We start from the raw sequence: 22,842 nt of genomic DNA, 5'->3' as shown, positions 1-22,842 counted from the left end.
CGCGATCTACCAAGGATTGCATCGCCAATTCATTTGTCAGAGTTGGCGGCACAGTTTGAGTCACGTATTCACAAGCATTAGCGAACGCCTGAAGGGTTGCATCAATTTTGATGGACTGCTCAGGCGCTACTTGGAGTTTGCAAGATACTGTCAGGACTTGTTTCATGACAAGATTGTATCAGGTATTGAAGAGATTCTGTCTGCGTTTATAGATAATTTGTTCAGCTCTTGAGCCTCACGTGCATTCCTTCCGACACTCAACGGGGTACCGTTAGAGTGCGGGACTCCTGCTGTTTTAGTTGAGTTTTGATATGGCCTCTTGACTCGCAACACTTCTGGGTTTTCAGTTCAATACTTCTCAAATTATGTTTACATTCAGGATGGCCGTTTTTATTCACTGTTTTATAGACGACCGATCACCTCACTACAAACAAGCAAAGTTATGAGCTATTATAAACTTGAATCAGTTAATAAATAAGGCTTTGCGGTTGTCAGTTAAAGCTCTACAAAATTCTGTTTTAACTCATAAATAATAGTCGATCTTTACTGACTTATAAACGAGTTAATTCCGCACTACCAACCTGATAAATCCTTCATTTTCAAGAACTTGAGTGAGTTAATAAAGCCTGTTGAATTTTGTCTAACAATTGTGCTGCAGACAAGGAAGAAGGCAAAATTTTGGCAGATACTTCTTGCAGTAGAAAGTCGATCGCCTCGGATTCGGAATTTACAGCAGACCGATAATCCCAGACTAAAATTGGCAGTTTGACTGCCATTTGGCGCAAGTTTGATAGCGCTTGCAGCATAGCGGTTGATTCTGAGGGGGCATCTCGCAAGCACAGCAAAACTAGGTCAACGCTTTGATATTGCAACTGCTGCAAAACTTCTGTCCAGCAGGGAGCGATCGACCCTCGAAATCCTGCTGTTTGGATGTACTGAATCAAAGCTTGAAGGTTGGGAGTAGAAAACTGGGAATTAGGCAGGGGAATCTCGGATGCGGTCGATCGATCGCAATGTTCCAATTCTTCCGTCGGGTCCCCCCCAGAAGTTCGGTGCAAATCTGGTAAAGTCGAAATGTCGGCAAATAAAATGCTGGGCTTCCAACTCATGCCCGCAGCCACTTGAATTACTTGCCACAAAGCACTGGGCATTAACCCGGTTGGTGAAGTTTCACAGTCGTCTGGACTGCTAGTGGCTAAACAGGGAAATACCGACAATCCTTTGACTTGATTTGCCAGTTGCGTAGTTGGAGGGTCTAAAGTCACCAAGGGGAGAGAACCCAAATTTCGAGACCGACTTAACTGTTCGAGAAAAGCTAAGGGGTTTTGCAGTTGACTCGTACCGTCTAAGACGATCGCGTCGGGCCGCCAAATTCTGGCCACGAGTTCTGCTTGGCCGAGGTCGTCTGCTTCTAAAACCCGGCAGTAGTTGGGGTTGAGCAGTAAAGCGGAACCTTGAGACGAACTGTTTTGCGGGCTGAGCCACAACACGGTTAAAGAACTCCTGACTTTGGCGCTACTAGAATTACTGTGACCGATCAAGTCTGCCAGCAGCCGCCGCAAAGCGGGTTCTTCCACCGGCAAGCTCAAAAAGCCTTCGGCCCTGTTGACACTGGCCCGTTCTTTTTCGCCTCTGGTGGCCGTGACAATCGCCGGAATCGATCGGGTATCCGGGTCGCTCTTGAGCAGCGTCAGCACGTCCCAACCCGACAGCAGGGGCAGCAGCGGGTTGAGGAAAATCGCTTCGGGACTAAACCTGCGGGCTTTTTCCAGGGCTTCGGTGCCGGAACGGGCGACTATTACTTGGTAGCCCAAACCTGAGAGGACGTTGGTTAAGTCTTCGATATATTTGGGAACTGCTTCGACTATTAATACTAAACGAGAGCGAGAATTGGCGATCGGAGTGTGATATTGGGGTTTTAATAATTCTTCCTCGTCGGCTCCAGATGCCGGGACTTCTTCGCTGTTTCCCGGAGGATTTGGCGGCAGCAGCAGGGTAAATTGAGAGCCTTGATTTTCTGAGGAAATAAACGAAACGTCGCCGCCGTGGAGCCGAGCTAGGCGTTGAGTCAGTACCAGTCCTAGTCCGGTTCCTTGAAAGCGGCGGGTGAGGGGGCTTTCTAGCTGTTGGAATTTCTGAAAGATCAGATGCTGTTTGTCGGCGGGGATGCCGATGCCAGTGTCCCACACTGTGAATGCAATCCAGCCTTCCCAAACATTTACTTTTAATCCGATTTTGCCGCCGAGTTCGGTGAATTTTAGGGCATTGGAAAGGAGGTTAACCAGCATTTGCCGCAGCCGCAGTTCGTCGGCAATTAATTGGCTCAATCCCGGTTCTATTTCGAGTGTAAATTCTATTTGGGCGGAGGGTTCTGGGTTTGCTGTACCGTCCGTTTTGCTCGGAATGGGAGGGTTTTTTTCTTCTTGCTGTTGCTGTTGTTTTGCTTGTTCAAAGGCTCTTTGGCAAGTTGATGCTATTTCGACTGCTTCGGGAATTAGTTCTAGCTGCCCGGTTTCCATCCGGGTCAAGTCTAAAATGTCGTTAACTATGGTCATCAAGTGCCGCCCGCTTTTATGGATTAGTTTGGCGTAGCGTGTTTGGCGGTCGTTGAGTTCTCCGATCAATTTATCTTTGAGGAGGCTGGACAAACCGAGGACGGCGGTGAGCGGGGTTTTTAGTTCGTGGCTGATACAGGATAAAAATTCGTCTTTGAGCCGGTTGAGGTGGATTAAATCTGCGTTTTTCGCTGCTAGTTCTTTGGCGACTAAATGTTCTTCGGTGACATCTTGTCCCATTACTAAAATTAGCTGCTCTGAAAGCGGTTGTTTGACAAATTGCCAGATCCGTTCTTGGCCTTTTTGTATGGGGCAGTCGCAAATATAGGTATCTGGTTTGCCGGCGGTGGGGCACCAAGCTGGAGCGGTTAAGGTTGAGGGGGAGGCGGCGGCGTACAAGGGCAGCGGGCAACTGGTGGCTGCTGTTGAATCGCGATCGCCCGAACTACGTGCTCCTACTAGGCTCCTGCATTCTTTGGTGATAGCCTCTAACTGCACGCTCTGGTATTCGCTTGTTAAATGGCTAGGTTTGCGGGGCGAGTGTTTGCCCAAATTTGCTGCTGGTTCTGGAACTGGTTCTGGGCCTGCTCCCAGCAAAATCCGCCACGCTGCGTTTTGGCTGACTATTTGTGCGGTAGGGGTTTGCAATCTCAGGGGCAGGGGCAGTTTTTCCAACAGTTGGACTAGGGAGTTGAGGTTTTCCGAAGGTTTCAATCCTGCTTCTAGAAAGCGCATTTGAGCGTCTAGGGCCGTGGCGATGGCTTCGGAAACTGGCCTTAATTCTATTTCTTTGACGGCTGTTGTCTGGTCTGTGAGGCTGCCGGTCGAGCTGCTGTTGAGTGCGGCGAATTGCAGCAGGCTCAGGCTGTCTAGCATTCCTAAAAATTGACCGCTGGCATCTGTGAGGGCGATCGGGCTGTTTGAGGAGCTGCAGGCAGTTTCGTTGTTTGGCCGGGCTGGGGTGTTCAGTCCCTCTGTTTGCAGGTACTGCCAGAATTCGCTGACGCTCAGAGCCGCGGGTACTGCCCTGATTGCTTCGATCGCGATCGGGCTTTCTGACAAAGGTTCCTGCCCGTCGTCTGTTCGATCGTCCGCGCGGGCCCAAAGGCTGCGGAGGTAAACTAATCCCAGGGGCTGTAGCTGTTCGTTGACTATTGCGACTCGATCGCAGTTGCAGGAGCTGAAAATTGACCGCAGTGATTCTAGCGCCGCCGTCAGTCGGCACAGCGGCACTAGCTCGATAAAATTTTTGAGACTGGGGCTGGTGGTTGACATAACAAACCTGAGAGTCTGCTATCTATAGCAGTAATATTTTTGATACCCAATGTAGCTGCGAATTTTTGTATCTTATTTGTTTTATATCAGTACGCTCAAGGGCCCGGGATCTGCTGCGAAACCTACCAGTTCGATGCCTGCACCTGATTTGAGGCGACTAGCAAGTATTCTAAGGCTTAAGCTTAATTGCAGAAATCACGCTCAGGGTGCTTGACATAACAACCAAGAAGTACAATTTGATTATTACTGTGCTACAAGCTTATCGCCTATTTTGCGGTTAAGATTGGTTAAAATAAATGTTGAGATGATTGTGAAAATGTTAAGTTTTTTGTAAAGGAGATATCAACTCTGAGCGATCCAGCACTTTCGGGCAACTTAGGTAGTTCACCTACAGCTTTGCTTCCGCAACTTTCTATTGGTATTTTTGTCCGCTCTGATGATATCGCAGGGTCTGCGATCGAGCTTTTGAAGGGCGAACGCTATGCTTTAACGCACATTAAGTCTGCGGTGGAGTTTTTGGGATTCCTGAAACAAAATTACCACCTTGATTGTTTGGTTTTTGAGGACAATCCGGATCTGCGATCGCTTCTGAGCAAGCTGCAAGAACGATCGCTCTTTTTGCCTGCGGTAATTTTTTCGCCTCAGCCGGGGGAGGATGGAAGGCCGATTGCACCAGGTTCAGATGCTTTTGAGGCTGCAGCCAGTACCGCCGAGAACAGAAGTGGGCAAAGCTGTGCTTTTTTTTACCATCCTGCTGAGGTGCAACTAGCAACCGCTCGATCGAGCGAAATAGCTGCGGCTATAGATCGGGCGATCGCACAATTTTTGAAACTTTCAACTCCGGTTCCTGTCGATGACCCATCGGCAATGGTCGATGCCACGACCCAATTGACTGCTCAAAGTTTGCTAAGCCGACAACAGCGCCGACTTGCCGAAAAATTACGGGAACGATTAGGATACTTAGGTGTGTATTATAAAAGAAATTCCCAGATTTTTTTGCGAAATCTGTCAGGGCCAGAGAAGCAAAAGTTTTTGGAGCAACTGAAGTCCAGCTATCGCGAAATCGTTTTGAATTATTTTTCTCAAGATCCTGCAGTCAACAATCAAATAGATGAATTTGTGAATTTGGCTTTTTTTGCTGATGTGCCTGTGACTCAAATTGTGGAAATTCACATGGAATTGATGGACGAGTTCGCCAAACAGCTAAAATTAGAAGGGCGCAGCGAGGAAATATTGCTCGATTACCGCTTGACTCTAATTGACGCGATCGCTCATATGTGCGAGATGTACAGGCGATCGATTCCGAAAGAGGCATCTCAAGGTAAAAGGTAGAAGCGATTCTGCTGAATTTAAGAAAAAAGAAGGTAGAAGATAAAATTTAACAAAGCAGAAAGGAGAAGACATTCGGCCGCGGCATCGCGAGGCTGAAATTATTATAAAATAACAAAGAACAGCGGATTTAAGACAAATAACAACTACAACTAACATCTGACAACTAATACTCAATCTTTAAACAAGTTCATGAGTGCTCTGAAGAAAACCTACGTTCTGAAGCTGTATGTTGCGGGAAATACTCCCAACTCAGTGCGAGCTTTGAAAACCCTAAAGGACATCCTAGAACAAGAATTTCAAGGAGTCTACGCACTGAAAGTCATAGACGTTCTCAAAAATCCTCAGCTAGCAGAAGAGGACAAAATATTGGCAACCCCGACGCTGGCCAAAATCCTGCCGCCGCCGGTGCGAAAAATTATTGGCGATTTGTCCGATCGCGAGAAAGTTCTGATAGGATTAGACTTGCTCTATGAAGAACTTCGCGAAGAAGACCTAAATTCATAAGATAATCAGATGACAGTCATTAGTCAGCAGTCAGCAGTCATGAGTTATTGAGCAAAAGTCCAAACTAAAAGCTGGGTACAAAGACTCATGAGCTGCGGTTAATGAGTGACAATTAAAGAATACTGAGAGTTGACAAAAATCGACATGAATGAAATTAGTCAAACGGTGCAACCAGAAAAATTGGTAACGGCAGGAGTTCAAAAAATTCGCACGATGATTGAGGGTTTCGACGACATCAGTCACGGCGGAATGCCAATCGGCAGAACCACGCTCGTCAGCGGCACCTCAGGAACGGGAAAAACTTTATTTGCAGTACAATTTATCTATAACGGAATCACCCATTTTGACGAACCTGGAGTGCTCGTAACTTTTGAAGAATCTCCAACAGATATTATTAAAAATGCTTGCAGTTTCGGTTGGGATTTGGCACAGTTGATCGAGGAAGGCAAGCTATTTATTTTGGACGCTTCCCCCGATCCCGAAGGTCAGGACATCGTGGGAAATTTTGACTTATCTGCCTTAATCGAGCGGATTCAGTACGCAATTCGCAAGTACAAAGCCAAGCGCGTTTCTATAGATTCCGTGACGGCCGTATTTCAGCAGTACGACGCTGCATCGGTAGTACGCCGAGAAATTTTTCGCTTAGTTGCGCGCCTCAAACAAGTAGGAGCAACTACAGTTATGACTACCGAACGGCTCGAAGAATACGGCCCGGTGGCGCGATTTGGGGTGGAAGAGTTTGTGTCGGATAATGTAGTGATTGTTCGGAACGTTTTGGAAGGAGAACGCCGCCGCCGCACCATGGAAATTTTGAAGTTGCGGGGTACAACTCACATGAAGGGCGAATATCCCTTTACTATGACTAATGAGGGAATTAATATTTTCCCCTTGGGGGCGATGCGATTAACTCAAAAGTCTTCTAACGTGCGGGTTTCTTCCGGCGATAAAACTCTCGACGAGATGTGCGGTGGCGGTTTCTTTAAAGACTCGATTATTTTGGCTACGGGTGCGACGGGAACCGGGAAAACGCTGTTGGTGAGCAAGTTCTTGCAGAATGCTTGTATGAACGGGAATCGGGCGCTGTTGTTTGCCTATGAAGAGTCGCGAGCTCAGTTGTTCCGCAATGCTTATTCTTGGGGTATTGATTTTGAGGAAATGGAACAGAAAGGAATGCTGAAGCTGCTGTGTACTTACCCGGAATCTGCGGGTTTGGAAGACCACTTGCAGACTATTAAATCAGAAATTGCTGAGTTCAAACCTTCTCGAATTGCAATAGACTCGCTGTCGGCTTTAGCTAGGGGTGTCAGCAATAATGCTTTCAGGCAATTTGTGATCGGAGTAACGGGTTTTGCAAAGCAGGAAGAAATAACCGGCTTTTTCACGAATACAAGCGACCAGTTTATGGGTTCTCATTCGATTACGGACTCGCATATTTCTACGATTACTGACACGATTATCATGCTTCAATATGTAGAGATTCGAGGCGAAATGTCGCGCGCAATTAATGTGTTTAAGATGCGCGGTTCCTGGCACGACAAAGGAATTCGGGAATACACGATTACTGAAAGAGGGCCGCAAATTAAAGATTCGTTCCGCGGTTACGAACGGATTATCAGCGGTTCTCCCACTCGGATTACGGTTAATGAGAAGAGTGAGCTATCGCGGATTCTTCAGGGGGTGCAAGGTGAAGAGGATGAAGATATTTGAGTTAGCAGTGATTCTTGATTCAAAGTAGGTAGGGTGAGGCTGCTCAACCCAAATTTTTGATTGTTTTGCACAAAATAACACGGAATTTTTCCCAGTTAGTGATTTTGTGACTGTTATAGCGGTTATTAAGGAAGTGAGCTGCAATCCGATCGATGCCCAATGCCCAAGCGTATCTCATTAAACACAAAGCCGACATCTGCCACCCCAGTACCGACAGCAGCAGGCAAGGGATTTTGCTGAAGCAGTTGCAGGAAATGCAAGATGCTGAACACGAGCGGATGGCAGAGACTTTTATTCAGCTTGAGCGGTTAAAGGAAGCTTGGAAAACTATGGGAAAACAGGAAAAAGCTAAAAAGTTTGATTCCGACAAAAACCCCAGGAATGTTGAAAGCCCGGTGCAAAAAGTCCGGGGCAAACTTGGCAGACATGGAGCTGGTTTTGGAGATAATTGGAAGAGATGGGAGCGAAATTTGAGCGGAAAATAGGACGCAAGGTAATACAATTAACCTGAAACCCTTGTCGCGCAAAACAAATATAAAATGAGCACGGAGGGATTTGAACCCCCGACCCTCAGGACCGGAACCTGATGCTCTATCCACTGAGCTACGTGCCCTCAACTTTTCAGAGTATAACACGTCTTCCGGAAAATGGCGAGTGCCGATCGCAAATTTCCTGGCCGGCCTCCAAATCGCTTGGCCTACCGGGGTTGAACTCGCCCGCGCGATCGCGTTTATTAGGTAGTTCTCGAAGCCGGGGACTAAAAATTCTACCTAAATTATCAAAATAATACGACAATGGGGTAAAATAACAGCCTTTAATCTAGCAAAAATTAGGTTCACATTCGATCGGGGTTGAGCATCTACCACGGCTAATATAGCCCCCATGAATTCCCTCTAGCTAGTCGGCAGCAAATGGCGCTACTGTTAAGACTGGCTCTGCAAGGACGGTTCTAGGCTGAGTTCACCAAACCTCTGAATCTTATGGTTTCTAAAATGTCAGACAAATTACCGCTGCGAACTGTTCTCATAGTTCCATTTGTACTGCAAATCGTGGGAGCTGTGGGACTCGTAGGATATCTGTCTTTTAGAAACGGACAAACAGCAGTTAATAACCTTGCCAATCAGTTAATGAGCGAGGTGAGTTTGCGTGTCGAGCAAAACCTGCAAGTTTACCTGACAACTCCCCATCAAATTAATCAAACCAAGCTGGATGCTGTCAAGCTCGGGTTGTTAAAGATGGACAACTTATCAGCTTGGGAGAAATATCTTTGGCGGCAAGTACAATTATATCCCTATATCAATTATACCTCCGTTAGCAACGAGAAGGGAGATTATCGATCCGGTGAACAAATGTCTAACGGCTCCCGAACGATGAATGTGATAGAGAAATCTACTGGGTTAAATTTTTATTCTTACAATACAAACGAGCGAGGCGATCGCACTACAGTTGCCACCATTGTCAAAAACTTTAATAACCGACAGCATCCTGCGTACAAAAGTGCAGTAAAAGCAGGCAAGCCCACTTGGAGTTCGGTTTATGTTTCCTTACTAGAACCGACATTAATTATCAGCGCTCTCCAACCCGCATACAGCGAAAAAAATCAGCTAGAAGGAGTATTATCTACTGCCTTGCGTCTCGACCATCTTGGGATATTTCTCAACAGTCTCAAAGTTGGTAAATCCGGTCAAACATTTATTACCGATCGCCAGGGTACTTTGTTAGCAACTTCCACCAGCGAAAAACCCTTTCGCACCAAAAATAATGAAAAACAATTGTTTAAAGTGGAAGAAAGCAGCAACCATTTTACTCAAGCTACAGCTAAATATTTGAATGCACATTTTAACCAATTCAACCAAATTCAAAATTCAGAGTTATTGAAATTTGAAATAGATGGGAAGCGACAATTTTTAAAAGTCTTGCCGTTCCAAGACGGCAAAGGTTTAGACTGGCTGATTGTCGTAGTTGTTCCCGAAGCAGATTTCACCAAAGAAATCGATGCCAATACCCGCACAGCGGTTTTGCTTTGTTTTGCAGCTTTAGGAGTAGCTGTGGCGATCGGCATTCTGACTTCTCGGTGGGTGACAAATCCTATTTTGAGCTTAAATGCAGCAGCCAAAAATATTGCTAAAGGTGAATGGGACAAAACAGTAGAAAGCGAACGCTCGGATGAATTGGGGGAATTAGCCAAGTCATTTAACAGCATGGCTCAACAACTGCAACAATCTTTTGAAACTTTAGAACAGCGAGTGCAAGAGCGGACGGCACAATTGGCTGTAGCTAAAGACAAAGCGGAAGTAGCGAATCAAGCTAAAAGCACCTTTCTTGCTAACATGAGCCACGAATTGCGATCGCCTCTCAATGCAATTCTCGGCTTTTCCCAACTGATGACTCGCAGCCAAACTCTATCCCCAGAAAATCAAGAAAATATTAGCATAATTAGCAGCAGCGGAGAACACCTGCTCACCCTGATTAATAACGTGCTGGATTTATCTAAAATTGAATCGGGGCGCACTACCCTCAATCCCCAAAAATTCGACCTCTATCGCCTGCTAAACGACTTGGAAGATATGTTTCAACTCAAAGCAGATGACAAGCAATTGCAGTTAGTTTTTGAGCGCAGCCCAGACGTGCCACAATACGTAAAAACTGACGATTTAAAATTGCGGCAAATCTTAATTAATCTGCTCAATAACGCTCTTAAATTTACTGATGATGGCGGTGTATCGGTCAGAGTTAGCAAACTGTCGTCCGGCATAAATCAGCAGGCAGAAGGGGAAAAAAATGATTGCCTTGAACCCTCAACAAATACAGAAATTACCCCAAGTAATGGTATTAAGATATCTCAACTTAATCAGTCGGAAAATCATATTTTTGCACCCCAAAATGACGAGGCAGCTTCTGCCTCTTCCTTCTTCCTTCATTTTGAAGTAGAAGATACTGGCCCCGGTATTGCTACCAATGAATTAGACGATCTTTTTGAAGCTTTCGTGCAAACTCAGACAGGCAAAGATTCCCAAGAAGGTACTGGCTTGGGATTGCCAATCAGCCGCAAATTTGTGGAATTAATGGGCGGCGAAATGAGCGTCTGTTCTGCTGTTGGTAAGGGAACTAATTTTAAGTTTGACATTCAAGTTATTGCGGTCGATGCAGCTGATATTGAAAGCCCAAAACCGAGCCGGAATGTTATTGCCCTGGTTCCCAACCAACACACCTATCGCATTTTGATAGTAGACGATAAACCGCTCAACCGCCAACTGTTAATTAAAATCCTCCATCCTCTGGGTTTTGAACTGAAAGAAGCTACTAACGGTCAAGAAGCTATTGAGATTTGGGATAGTTGGGAACCGCATTTAATTTGGATGGACATGAGAATGCCCGTGATGGACGGGTACGAAGCTACGCAATACATTAAAAGCACTATTAAAGGTCAAGCTACTGCGATTATTGCGCTGACTGCGAGCGTTTTGGAGGAAGAACGGGCAGTTATTTTATCGGCGGGATGCGATGCTTTTATGAGGAAGCCTTTCCGGGAAGCGGATATTTTTGATACTCTGCACAAACATATCGGAGTGCGCTATATTTATGAAGATCCGGGTCAAGCTAATTTATCGGCAATCAAAGAGGGCGATCGGGAAATGACTGCGGCTGATTTCGTGAAATTGCCTGAGTCGCTGATAGCTGATTTAAGGCTGGCGATACTGAATGCAGATATGGATGTAATTGATAGATCGATCGAGCAAATTCTATTAAAGGATGCAGTAACGGCAGGTGCGATCGCGAATTGTATAGAAAATTTCGAGTACGACAAAGTTTTAAAGTTAATATCTCAAACAATATCAAATGAATAATGACCTTCTCAGCACCGATCGCGGTAATATTTTAGTAGTTGACGACACCCCAGCTAATTTGCGGCTGCTAGCCGGAATTTTGAATGGCAAGGGCTATAAAGTCCGCCCCGTACCTAGCGGGGAGTTAGCACTTTCGGCGGCAAAAGGTATGCCTCCCGATTTGATTTTGCTGGATATTATGATGCCCGAAATGAATGGGTACGAAGTTTGCGAAAAAATCAAAGCTGATGAACGCACTCGCGACATTCCGGTAATTTTTATTAGCGCGATCAATGACGTACTCGATAAGGTCAAAGCCTTTGCTGTGGGCGGGGTTGATTATATTACCAAGCCATTTCAGGTGGAAGAGGTTCTAGTTAGGGTAGAAACCCATTTAGCAATGTGCCAGTTGCAAAAAAAGCTCCAACAAAAAAACGATGAACTGACCCTCACTTTAGAGCAACTGCAAGCTACTCAGAATCAATTAGTGCAATCGGAAAAAATGGCCGCTTTAGGGCAACTGATTGCGGGCATTGCTCACGAAATTAATACGCCGCTGGGGGCGATTCGATCGTCTATTGGAAATATTACCAGCTTTTTGGATAAAAATCTCGAAAGTTTGCCAGTTTTTTTTAAAGAACTGTCAGCCGAACGCCAGCAAGATTTCTTGCGTTTGATGTACACTTCTAGTCAACAAAATTACTCTTTATCAACCCGAGAAAAACGGGAATTTAAAAAATGCGTCAAGCAGCAACTAGAGTCGCAAGGAGTTGACAATGCTGACAGCCTTGCTAGTATTTTAGTCAATATCGGATTGCAGGGAAATCTGCAAGAATTCTTGCCGTTGCTCAATGATCCAGACAGCCAAAATATTATAAAAACAGCCTACCAATTTGCTAGCATTCATAGAAGCGCGCGAACGATCGCTACCGCTACTGAACGGGCAGCAAAAGTCGTATTTGCCCTAAAAAATTATGCGCGTTACGATGTAAAGGGGGAAAAAATACAGGTTAATATTACCGATGGAATTGAAACTGTATTAACTCTTTATCAGAACCAGATCAAGCAGGGTGTGGAAGTCGTCAGAAACTATCAAGCTCAATTGCCGGCGGTACTGTGTTATCCCGACGAACTCAATCAAGTTTGGACAAATTTAATTCACAATGCCTTACAAGCGATGGACAATCAAGGAACTTTAACAATTGACGCGGTACAGCAAGATACCAGCATTATGGTAAAAATTAGTGACAGCGGTAAGGGGATTCCACCGGAGATTTTTATGAAAATTTTTGAGCCGTTTTTTACTACGAAACCTGCGGGAGAAGGCAGCGGATTGGGATTGGATATTGTCAAAAAAATAATTGAGAAACATCAGGGTAAAGTTGATGTGGAGTCTGTGCCCGGTCAAACTGAATTTACAGTGTATTTGCCGATTAATTTAACTGAGTAGGTAAAGCGCCGGAGACTGAAGTCTGAGGCTAAAAATTTGCAGTCTAACCGCGCAGAATGTAGAATTTGGAAAACGGTGTGCTTACCTATAGAGTTGATCCTGCCACACTAAAGAAGGAAACTAGCGATGTCTAAACCAGCAATTTTGTGTGTTGACGATGAAGTAGCGGTGTTGGAAAGTCTGGAAATTGAACTGCAACAGGCATTTAACGGTAAATATCTTTGGGAATTTGCTGAAAGTGCTGCCGAAGCCCTAGAGATTATTGAAGAGCTATGTGACGCAGAGGTTAATATTTTAGTGATTGTCTCTGATTGGTTGATGCCCGGGATGAAAGGAGATGAATTGCTGATTAAAATTCATCAAAAATATCCGCAAATTGTGACAGTGATGCTGACGGGGCAAGCAGATAAACAAGCAATCGAACAAACAAAAATTCAAGCAAATCTTCATGCTTTAATACCAAAACCTTGGCACAATCAAGAATTAATTGAAGCCATCAAGTCTGGTCTAGAAAATTTATGAAAAAACCAGTCATTATTTGTGTCGATGATGAGCAGACTATACTCGATAGTCTGGAAATAGACCTGCTAAAAGCATTTGAAGAAAAATATTTAATTGAAACTGCCCAAAGTGGCGAAGAAGCTTTAGAGTTGCTGTTAGAACTTTTAGCTGAAGATTATGAAGTTCCTTTGGTTATTTCCGATCATATCATGCCTAATATGAAAGGAGACGAGCTATTAAGGAGCGTTCATGGTATCTCACCTAACTCTCTCAAGATTATGCTGACCGGGCAGGCAGATTTGGAGGCGGTAGCCAATGCTATTAACTATGCTAAATTGTACCGATACATACCTAAACCTTGGCAATGTGATGACTTAAAATTAACTGTTACTGAAGCAATATACAGATACTTTCAAGATAAACAATTAGCTGAAAAACAAATAGAACTTCAGCAGATGAATCAGGAGTTGGTAAAATTAAACCGCAAGCAGGCAATGCTGATTGCCCAACTCCACGAAAACGAAAGTCGGTTGACGCAATACCTGGAAGCTATGCCGTTAGGGGTGTGCGTGCTTGATGCGAACGGTCAATCTTTTTACGCAAATCAGAAGGCGCGGGAGGTATTTGGCAAAGGCACTGTGCCGCATATTAATTCTGAGCAAAAAGCAGCAATTTATCAATTTTATAAAGCGGGAACTAATCAGAGATGCCCCGTGGAAGAATTGCCAATTATGCGGGCGCTTCGGGGCGAAAATGTGCGGACTGAGGATGTAGAAATTCGTACAGCTAATAAGATTATTCCTGTAGAGAGTTGGGCGACTCCAATTTATGATTCTACAGGCGACATTTCCTATGCGATTATTGCTTTTACTGACATAACTGAACGCAAACAAGCTGAAGTGGCGCTAATTCAAGCTGAAGAGAAGTATCGCGGGATATTTGAAAATGCTCTAGAAGGTATTTTTCAGACGACGCCGGACGGACATTTTATCAGTGCAAATCCTGCTCTGGCAGAAATTTACGGCTACGATTCCCCGTCAGAATTGATAGAAAGTATTAATGATATTCAGCAGCAATTGTACGTGGAACCGAACCGCCGTCAAGAGTTTCTGGCGCTGATGAAACAGCACGGTACTCTGTGTGAGTTTGAGTCTCAGGTTTACTGTCGAGATGGCAGCATTATCTGGATTTCTGAGTATGCGCGCACAGTTTATGATGCTAACGGTGAAGTCCTTTACTATCAGGGTTTTGCTAAGGATATTACTTTGCAAAGACAGGTGGAAGTGGAACGAATCAAGTTTACTAATGATTTAGAAAAAGCTTTGGCAGCAGAAGAAAAGTTAAATCAAGCCCTGTCAGAAAACGAAAGCCGATTAACTCAATTCCTGGAAGCAATGCCGGTAGGAATAGTTGTTGTAGATGGTCAGGGTAAACTTTTTTACATGAATTCTTGGGGCGAAAGGATACTAGCCCAAGATTTAATTTCGGATGTGGGTACTGACAAATTTCCTGAAGCTTATCATTTTTACGACGCTGGAACTAATCAATTGTATCCGAGGGATCGGCAACCGATTGTTCGGGCGTTGGGGGGAGAATTTGTGCGTATGGATGATATAGAAATTCATGGCTCGGATCGGATTGTGCCGATCGAGGTTTGGGCGACTCCAATCTACGACGAAAGGAAAAACATCGTTTACGCGATCGCCGCCTTTCAAGACATCACAGAACGTCAAGAGGTAGAAACCGAGCGCCGTCAATTCACAGACGAGTTGGAAAAAGCTTTAGCAGCGGAAGAAAAATTAACAGATGCTTACGGGCGGTTTGTGCCGCACGAATTTCTCCACTTTCTGGGATATGAAAGTATTCTGGAAGTCAAATTAGGCGATCAGGTACAGAAAGAAATGTCGGTGCTGTTTTCAGATATTCGCGATTTCACTGCTCTTTCTGAAACGATGAATCCCGAAGAAAATTTCAAATTTATTAATGGTTATTTGTCGCGGATGGAACCTGCAATTACTGACAATTTTGGTTTTATTGATAAATACATTGGCGATGCGATTATGGCACTGTTTAATGGCAGTGCGGACGATGCTGTGAAAGCGGGAATTGCTATGCTAGAACAGCTTAACGAGTATAATATTAGTCGCAATGGACCGGATCGCCCGCCGCTGCAAATTGGCATAGGGATCAATACGGGTTCTTTGATGTTAGGCACGGTTGGCGGCCAAAGTCGGATGGACAGCACGGTGATTAGCGATGCGGTAAACTTAGCCTCCCGCGTGGAAACTTTGACGAAAGAGTATGAAGTTTCGATGTTAATTACTCACCATACTTTTATACAGTTAAACGATATTTATGATTTGAGGTTGATCGATCGCGTAACAGTTAAAGGCAAATCGCGAATGGTAACAGTTTATGAAGTATTTGCTGCCGATCCTCCAGAGTTACGACAGAAAAAGTTAGAGACAAAGACAATCTTCGAGCAAGCTTTGGTACTCTACAATAGTGACAACTGTGGCGAAGCTATAAGATTGTTTTCAGCCTGCTTGGAAATCAACCCTAATGATAAGGTAGCTCAAATTTATATGCAGCGGTGCCTGAAAGGAGCGATCGCTTCTGCATAATACCATTTTAGAGTTGAGATTTGAGAAGTGGGAATGACTTAAGCTGTCGCGCATTTAAATTGGCTGTTCTGGGCGGGCTTTCTGGCCCAACCCCTACTCCCCACTCATTGTTTTATTGTTTTTTGACAGACAACTTAAATCCCGCAACAGCTTATTCCAGAAGGGTTTGGAGTTGGGATCATCTCAATGAAAGCAGCCCAGCTAGAAATTGGAGTTTTGAGGCTCTCTTGCTGCGAGGCAGGAGGCAAGAGGAAAGAGTCAGAAGGAAAAACCCAGAAGAAGTTTTTTTACAAACATGAGATGCTCGCTTTGGAATTTGCCTACAGTTGCATTATTTTTGGCCGCTGGTACAATCATTGTTTAGACAGGCAGGGAAACGCAAACTATGGTTTCTTGCTGCGGCAAACTTACTATTTTTAATTCTCCTCCGTGCAATTCTGCAAGGCGTTGAACGATGGCCAAGCCCAATCCCAAACCTGCTTGTTGGTAAAGTTTGCGATCGAACTGCCTGTAAGCTTCTAGCTGTCCAATCTGATCGGCAGTCATGCCGCGGCCTCGGTCTTTGACAGACAGAATAAAAGTCTGATTTTCCACCAAAGTGCTTAAGAAAACTGGCGTTCCTTCTAAAGAAAATTTGAAGGCATTGTCCAGCAGTTCCTCAATAATTTTTGTGAGTCTGACAGAATCAATAGCCACGGATGCATCTTGCAAGTTTAAGTGTAAATCGTCTGTTCTATTCGCGTGTTTTGCTTGCTGCCGGGCTTTTTCAGTCAGCAAAGATTTTACGCAGCTAAATTGGCTGTTGCGCATCTCCTCGATCAGTTCGGGATTTGTGGCTGCTATCTCCAGTTCTGCATACAGCAAAAAGTTCTGAATCAGTCGATACAAGCGATGACCGGAATCTTGAATTTGACCGATCATCTCTAAGATGTCTGATTCCTCGAAAACCTGATATTCTGACAATATTAGCTCAGAAAAACCCAGAATAGAATTCAAAGGAGTCCGCAATTCGTGGGGGAGCGACATACTAATATTAGTGCGCAATTCGTCTAGCGTTTTTTGAGATTGCCTGCTAATTGTTTTTTGTTTTTCAAGTCTAATAGCAATGGCTTTTAGCAATTCTTGCGGCGTACAAGGTTTAGTAATGTAATCGTCTGCTCCCAGTTCCATGCCCGTGCGAACGTCAATTTTGTCGGCTTTGGCTGTGAGGAAAATAAACGGAATTGTGGCAGTCAAGGGTTCGGAGCGCAAAGCTTTGATGACGCCGTGACCGTCCACTTCCGGCATCATCATGTCGCACAAAATTAAATCCGGGATTTGTTCGATCGCCAATTTGATGCCGACTTTGCCGTTAATCGCTCCCATTCCTTCAAAATTTTCGGCTTCCAGCAAATCTAAAATATTTTCTCTAATCGATTCTTCATCTTCTATTACCAAAATCTTAGCCACGGTGATACCTCATTGTAGTTAGTAGTTTGTTAGAAAATTTCTAGTTCGTACACTTGATAATTGTGTGTTTGAGAGGCTTTATTGAGCGTTAATCTGCGGATATATAGTTGATAATTCAGTTGTTATTGACGGGGTTCGCAAATTAAAGGCAAGGTAATAGTGAAAGTTGTGCCCCTTCCTTCTTGACTGTCGATCGCTAGTTCGCCGCCGTGAAGCTCCACAGCCCTTTTGACAATTGCTAAACCGAGACCTGTTCCCGAAATAGTGCCGACATTTGTAGCTCGGTAAAAAGTTTCTAATATCCGCTCTATATCGGCTTGAGGAATACCGATACCCCGATCTTGAACTTGGAAAACAGCTTCTTTGTTTTGACATTTGAGCTGCAAGGAAACTGTACTGGCGGCGGGAGAATATTTTAGGGCATTGGAGAGGACGTTTCCCAAGATTTGCTGCAGCAGTTTTTCATCCATTTGAGCGTCGCAGTTGCCCCCTTCATGTAGAAAAGCGATCGGGTGTTGGTTGCTGTCGTTTAGCTGCTGCTCTTCTACCAGTTGACGGCAAAATTTTTCTAGGTTTAAGGAAACCGGTTGAAAATGCAAGGTATTTGCTTCGATTTTGCCAATTACGAGGATATCTTCTAGTAACTCTGTCATGCGTTTAATTGCTAATTGAATCCGCACAAAATGAGTAGATTTTTTATCTTCGGGCCACTGAGAACTGTAATCTTGCAGCAATCCAGCCGAAAATTGGATGGTTGTCAAGGGGGTGCGGAACTCGTGAGAAACCATTGTCACAAATTTAGCTCGCAGTTCTGAAAGTTCCTTTTCTCGCGCGAGGGCTTTGAGAATTTCCGCTTCTGCTCGTTTGCGATCGCTAATATCACGGGCTTCAGCAATCAGCAGCAAAACTTGTCCTGTTTCATTTTTAACAGGTTTCAGTGAGAAATCAACTGTCATAATTTGGCCGCTTTTGCCTAACAAGTCGAGTTCGCTGCGGAAAAACTCGCCCTGACTTGCTTTGCCGATCGCGCACTGCAATTGTTCGGAAACCTGTAGCGACTCGGCCCAAACCGCCATTTCCCAAATCGGGCGGCCGACAATATCCTCCGATCGCAATCCGGCAAAATCGAGGGCTGTCTCGTTCACTTCCAGCACGATTCCTTCGGGAGTCAGCAGTTTTGTTAGCTGAAACGAAGAGTCAAAAATCGCCCGAAAGCGCCGCTCGCTTTCCCTGAGCATTTGAAATGTTTGAGATCGTTCGATCGCGTAGCGGATCGTCCGCACTAATAATTGAGTAGTAATATGACCTTTAACAATATAGTCTTGAGCTCCCAAGCGAACTGATTCAAATGCGATCGCCTCATCATCCAAGCCCGTCATTACGACCATTGCCGTATCCGGGGCAACTTCTCGCAGGCGAGTTAAAGTTTCCAAACCGCGGCTGTCCGGCAAAGAAAGGTCGAGCAAAACTACATCAAAAGATTGTTTGCACAGTTGTGCGATCGCCTCATGCAGGAACTCAGCAGACACTAATTCCCACTGGACTCCCACAGATACTTCTAACAGTTCTGCAAGCAAATCAGCATCAGCCGGATTGTCTTCTACTAACAGAATCTTAATCCACATAACTTTGACATTTTTGACTGTAAAATTTTCACTCTACCAATCTCAGGTTAAACTTTTTTGCTTTCCCTGACCATTTTTCACTTGAAAGTTATTATTGGGGAACTGTCACCACCGCCAGCCACCAATCCTCAATCCATATCACCAACTTAGCGACTTGACTAAAATCCACACGATTAGCAATGTTGTAGCACCGGACTGACAGCGCATAAAACTTGAGCCTCTCTTCATCGGCTGCTGAGGTTGTCATAATTACCACCGGAATCATTTTTAACTTTGGTGCTGAATTAATTTAGATTAATATTGACCCACCGTTTTTTTATACCCAATCAACTCAAGCAGAATTAAATCGAGATGGGAACAGGAAAAGACAAGCCTGCTTGATTCAATAAATTAATTGCTGATACCCTATCTTCTACTCTTGGGCAAATTGTTAAAATTTGGCTTGTCGCCAGCTTTTATAAAGTCCATTCAGCCTTCCTGAGCAAATCATCCACCGGCAGAATTTCCATAGGTTAAAAATTTTGAGAGCGCTCATAAGCAAAGTATCTGTTCGTTTAATTTATAGGAAGTTTGACGACTGCGAGCCAGAATTCTTCAATTAACCTGACTACTTTAGTAAATTGTACTAAGTCAACAGGCTTGGTTATGTAACAGTTGGCGTGGAGCGAGTAGGATTTAAAAATATCTTCGGGAGCTGCTGAAGTGCTGAGAATCACTACAGGAATTAATTTTAACTTCGGGTCAGTTTTAATTTCTTCTAGCACTTCAACACCGCTTTTTTTCGGCAGGTGCAAATCCAACAAAATCAAATCGGGACGGGGTACGCTGAGATAGGGTTCTTTTCGGCGCAAAAACTTGATTGCTTCAACTCCATCCTCTACAAAATGCAAGTTATTCAATATTTTACCCTGATTGATCACTTCTATTGCTAAATCGGCATCGCTGGGAGAATCCTCAATCAGCAGAATCTCTATGGGTCTGACAGTGCTTCGATCGCTCATAACCGGGGTATCCTTTTGATTATAAAAAAAAATTGAACTTTGAGGCTTCAGGTATTAATTATAGGAATAGTGAAGTAAAAAGTCGCTCCTTTGCCCTCTTGAGATTCGACCCAGATGCGCCCTCCGTGACGTTCAACAATTCGCTTGCACATCGCCAAACCTATGCCAGTACCGGAATATTGGCGGCGGGAGTGCAGGCGCGCAAAAATGATAAAAATGCGATCGGCATACTGCGGATCGATGCCAATGCCGTTATCGCGGACGCTGAACAGCCATTCGCTCTCTTGCCTGCGGGCAGCGATATGAATCAACGGGATATCTTGGCGGCAAAATTTGATGCCGTTGCCGATCAAATTTTGGAATAATTGCACCAGTTGAGATTCATCTGCCATCACGGTTGGCATCGCCTCGCAGGTGATTGCAGCTTTTCTTTCGGCGATCGCAATTTGCAAATTGCACAAACTTTTCTCGACAGCAGCGTTGCAGTCCGCCTCCTCAAACTCGTGGCCCCTCGTTCCCAGGCGCGAATACGCCAACAAATCGTTAATTAACTGTTGCATTCTGGTGGCACCATCGACAATATAATTAATATATTTATCTGCGCGATCGTCCAAATTTCCTTGATAGCGCTGGGCCAGCAATTGAGTGTAACTGGTAACGGCTCGGAGCGGTTCTTGCAAATCGTGGGAAGCCACATAAGCAAATTGTTCTAATTCCTCGTTGGAACGCTTCAAATCTTCTGTAAGTTGCAGCATTTGCTGCTCTGCTTGTTTGCGGTCTGTAATGTTGTAAACCAAGGCGCAACAAGACAGCAGATTCCCCTGGGAGTCCATGACTGGACTGGTAGACATATCAGTCCAAATATCTTTGCCGTCCTTGCTTTTGAATTTAAATTCGTGTTGTTCGCCAATACCTTGCTTGCGCCGCTCGACAAGAGCGAGAGCTTGTTGTTGTTCCGCTTCGTCCATGAAATCAAAAAGCGACCGCCCGAACATTTCTAATTCGCTATAGCCGAGCATTCGTGCCATTGCGTGGTTCACGTAAGTCGTGAGGGAATTGCTGTCAATTACCCAAATACCTTCTTCTGCTAATTCAACTATTTGTCTGTACTTAAATTCGCTTTCCTGCAAAGCTCTTTCCGTTAGTTTGCGCTCGGTGATATCTTTCATAAAACAGTGGTGGCCGTTAAATATTCCTTGTGCGTCCCAAGCTTTTACCATCGTTAATTGGTTGTAAAAAAACGAGCCATTTTTCCGGACGCCTCTAGCTTCAACTTCTACTTTCCCAGAAATTACCATTTCCTGATAAGCTGAGAGCATCATCTCAATATCGCCCGGATGTACGGTGAGCTGCCATTGCAGGCCGAGCATTTCTTCTGGTTCGTAACCGCATCTATGAGCGTAAGCTCGGTTAACATTCACGTAGCGTCCCTCAATATCTAGCCGCGAAATGCCTTCCATCGCATTTTGCATGGCTGCTGTGAGGTCGCGCAGCTCTTTTTCAGCTTGTTTGCGATCGCTAATATCCTGACCTATACCCAAAAAACCAGTGATATTTCCTTCAGGATCGAATAAGGCAGTCACCGACAATTGCACCGGAAACCGCGAACCGTCTTTGCGAATGTAAGTCCATTCATTTTCGTCAGCTATTCCCCGGCGTGGCAAAGTAACAAAAACTTCCATTCCCGGCTCTATTTTTACTCCCAATTCTTGAGAAAGAATTTCAGCTCTTTTACCGACCTCCACAGGATCGTGAATTATTGCTAGCGTGACTTTCCCCACTACTTCTTCGGGGGAATAGCCTAAAAGTTTCTGTGCTGCGCGATTAAATGTTTTAATTGTACCGTCTGGATCTGTAGAAATAATTGTGTAGTGAGCGCTGTTAAGAATTGCATTTTGCAGTTGCGTCAATTCCAACAAAGTTATCGCAATTCTTTGTCTGTAGGCTATTTCTTGTGGCAATAAGTGGTGAGAAATTTCGATTTGAGCAATGCGCTCAGCAACTCGATGTTCCAGAGTTTCATGGAGCAGTCGATTTTCCTCTTCTACCTGCTTGAGTTCTGTAATATCAGTAATAGTACCAACATAACTTTTAACCTCCCCATTTTCTCCGATTATACCGACAGCTTGACCGAATACCCAACTGATTTTAGGGTGATTAATGCCTTGAAAGCGGTACTCACATTTAAACGGCAATTTCTCCTGCGCGGCGCTATACCATTGAGCAAAAACCCGCTGGCGGTCGTCTGGATGAATGGCTTGCCACCACCCTTTGCCCAAAGCTTTATCGCAGGCTATTCCCGAAATTTGACACCAGCGCTCGTTGACATACAAGCAGTCTCCTAAAGCGTCTGCATAAAATATTCCTACCGGCGAAGCTTCAGTTAAAGTTTGATAGCGAGCTTCTGTTTTTCGGCGTTCAATGATTTCTTTTTGCAGTATTCGAGCGAGCATCCCTAATTGAGTTGGAGTGACGAGAGTTAATGCTTGGGGAACTAAAGGAATTAATGAAAAAGCTGTGTAAGCAGAAATCGCGGCGGTAATAATTTTCAGACTGCCAGAAACCCAATAAACAGGATGCCAAAGCGTCCAAATTTCCATTATATGAGTAGTGCCGCAGGAGATAATAAAGGCTGCGAACAGCCAAAAGATGTTGCGAAAGGGCAAGTCTTTTCCCTGAGTGATAATATAAATTAGCGATAGCGGTATTGAATAGTAAGCCAGGGCAATTATAGAGTCTGATACTATGTGGATCGCGACTAGCTCTCGCTGCCAAAGGTAACAGTGGCCGTGAGGAATATAATGCCCGGTGAATAACAGCTTATTTAAAAAGTTCCAAATCATAAATAGAATTGGGAATGGGGAAGGGGTAATGGGAAATTTAACCCAATAACTTATAACTTATCTCAAATTTCTGAAATATACAGTGCTGGACGCACGGGGGGCTACAAACGTGGTTTCTTCGTAGATGCCTCGTTGACAAAACCGGGTTT

At 44.5% G+C, this 22,842-nt stretch carries 14 protein-coding genes and 1 tRNA gene; 8 read left to right on the top strand and 7 right to left on the bottom strand.

What is annotated here, in order from left to right; all coding sequences use genetic code 11:
• Positions 1-599: 599 nt before the first annotated feature.
• Positions 600-3,830 (bottom strand): ATP-binding protein, encoded by a 3,231-nt coding sequence (locus tag QUA80_RS03750; RefSeq protein ID WP_333421534.1) that lies wholly within the window; start codon positions 3,828-3,830, stop codon positions 600-602.
• Positions 3,831-4,226: 396 nt separating this feature from the next.
• Here QUA80_RS03750 and QUA80_RS03745 point away from each other — a divergent pair, with 396 nt between their 5' ends.
• The 4 genes from QUA80_RS03745 (at position 4,227) to QUA80_RS03730 (ending at position 7,858) form a co-directional block, all read left to right on the top strand.
• Positions 4,227-5,162 carry a circadian clock protein KaiA gene (locus tag QUA80_RS03745; protein ID WP_333421532.1) on the top strand — a complete coding sequence of 312 codons (936 nt, stop codon included), beginning with the start codon at positions 4,227-4,229 and terminating at the stop codon, positions 5,160-5,162.
• 189 nt (positions 5,163-5,351) lie between these two features.
• A complete protein-coding gene (kaiB, locus tag QUA80_RS03740) occupies positions 5,352-5,666 on the top strand; it encodes a circadian clock protein KaiB (protein ID WP_333236707.1) in 315 nt (104 codons plus the stop codon).
• A 144-nt stretch (positions 5,667-5,810) separates the two neighbouring features.
• Positions 5,811-7,373 (top strand): circadian clock protein KaiC, encoded by a 1,563-nt coding sequence (gene kaiC, locus QUA80_RS03735; RefSeq protein ID WP_333236704.1) that lies wholly within the window; start codon positions 5,811-5,813, stop codon positions 7,371-7,373.
• 152 nt (positions 7,374-7,525) lie between these two features.
• Complete coding sequence (locus QUA80_RS03730; protein ID WP_333421530.1) at positions 7,526-7,858, top strand: hypothetical protein; 333 nt, start codon at positions 7,526-7,528, stop codon at positions 7,856-7,858.
• A 55-nt stretch (positions 7,859-7,913) separates the two neighbouring features.
• On the opposite strand, the gene QUA80_RS03725 is transcribed toward QUA80_RS03730, so the two are convergent.
• A tRNA-Arg gene (locus tag QUA80_RS03725) sits at positions 7,914-7,986 on the bottom strand.
• Positions 7,987-8,353: 367 nt separating this feature from the next.
• Between QUA80_RS03725 and QUA80_RS03720 the strand changes: the two genes are divergently transcribed.
• From QUA80_RS03720 to QUA80_RS03705, 4 genes are all read left to right on the top strand, one after another.
• Complete coding sequence (locus QUA80_RS03720) at positions 8,354-11,221, top strand: ATP-binding protein (RefSeq protein WP_333421528.1); 2,868 nt, start codon at positions 8,354-8,356, stop codon at positions 11,219-11,221.
• Positions 11,214-12,650, top strand: coding sequence for a response regulator (locus QUA80_RS03715; protein WP_333421526.1), 1,437 nt, complete (start codon positions 11,214-11,216; stop codon positions 12,648-12,650). Before QUA80_RS03720 ends, QUA80_RS03715 begins: the two co-directional genes overlap by 8 nt.
• Positions 12,651-12,776: 126 nt before the next feature.
• Positions 12,777-13,172, top strand: coding sequence for a response regulator (locus tag QUA80_RS03710; RefSeq protein WP_333421524.1), 396 nt, complete (start codon positions 12,777-12,779; stop codon positions 13,170-13,172).
• Entirely contained in the window at positions 13,169-15,775 is a 2,607-nt protein-coding gene (locus QUA80_RS03705; RefSeq protein WP_333421522.1) for a PAS domain S-box protein, read from the top strand. Before QUA80_RS03710 ends, QUA80_RS03705 begins: the two co-directional genes overlap by 4 nt.
• Positions 15,776-16,135: 360 nt before the next feature.
• On the opposite strand, the gene QUA80_RS03700 is transcribed toward QUA80_RS03705, so the two are convergent.
• The 5 genes from QUA80_RS03700 to QUA80_RS03680 all read right to left on the bottom strand — a co-directional run bounded on the left by QUA80_RS03700 (position 16,136) and on the right by QUA80_RS03680 (position 22,693).
• Positions 16,136-17,224, bottom strand: a complete 1,089-nt coding sequence (locus QUA80_RS03700) for a response regulator (protein ID WP_333421520.1) — start codon at positions 17,222-17,224, stop codon at positions 16,136-16,138.
• 122 nt (positions 17,225-17,346) lie between these two features.
• The gene (locus tag QUA80_RS03695) at positions 17,347-18,849 is read right to left on the bottom strand and encodes an ATP-binding protein (protein ID WP_333421518.1); all 1,503 of its coding nucleotides are present in this window, start codon (positions 18,847-18,849) and stop codon (positions 17,347-17,349) included.
• 91 nt (positions 18,850-18,940) lie between these two features.
• Positions 18,941-19,096, bottom strand: coding sequence for a hypothetical protein (locus QUA80_RS03690; RefSeq protein ID WP_333421516.1), 156 nt, complete (start codon positions 19,094-19,096; stop codon positions 18,941-18,943).
• Between the two features lie 307 nt (positions 19,097-19,403).
• Positions 19,404-19,850: a response regulator gene (locus tag QUA80_RS03685; RefSeq protein WP_333421514.1), complete on the bottom strand. Its 447-nt coding sequence runs from the start codon at positions 19,848-19,850 to the stop codon at positions 19,404-19,406.
• Positions 19,851-19,897: 47 nt separating this feature from the next.
• The gene (locus QUA80_RS03680) at positions 19,898-22,693 is read right to left on the bottom strand and encodes a PAS domain S-box protein (protein ID WP_333421512.1); all 2,796 of its coding nucleotides are present in this window, start codon (positions 22,691-22,693) and stop codon (positions 19,898-19,900) included.
• Between the last annotated feature and the right edge of the window lie 149 nt (positions 22,694-22,842).

This window comes from Microcoleus sp. F4-D5, from assembly GCF_036704885.1.
In the GTDB taxonomy this organism is placed as follows: Bacteria; Cyanobacteriota; Cyanobacteriia; order Cyanobacteriales; family Microcoleaceae; genus Microcoleus.
The sequence above is the reverse complement of the archived record's forward strand: the minus strand, read 5'-3'. Positions and strand labels throughout refer to the sequence as shown.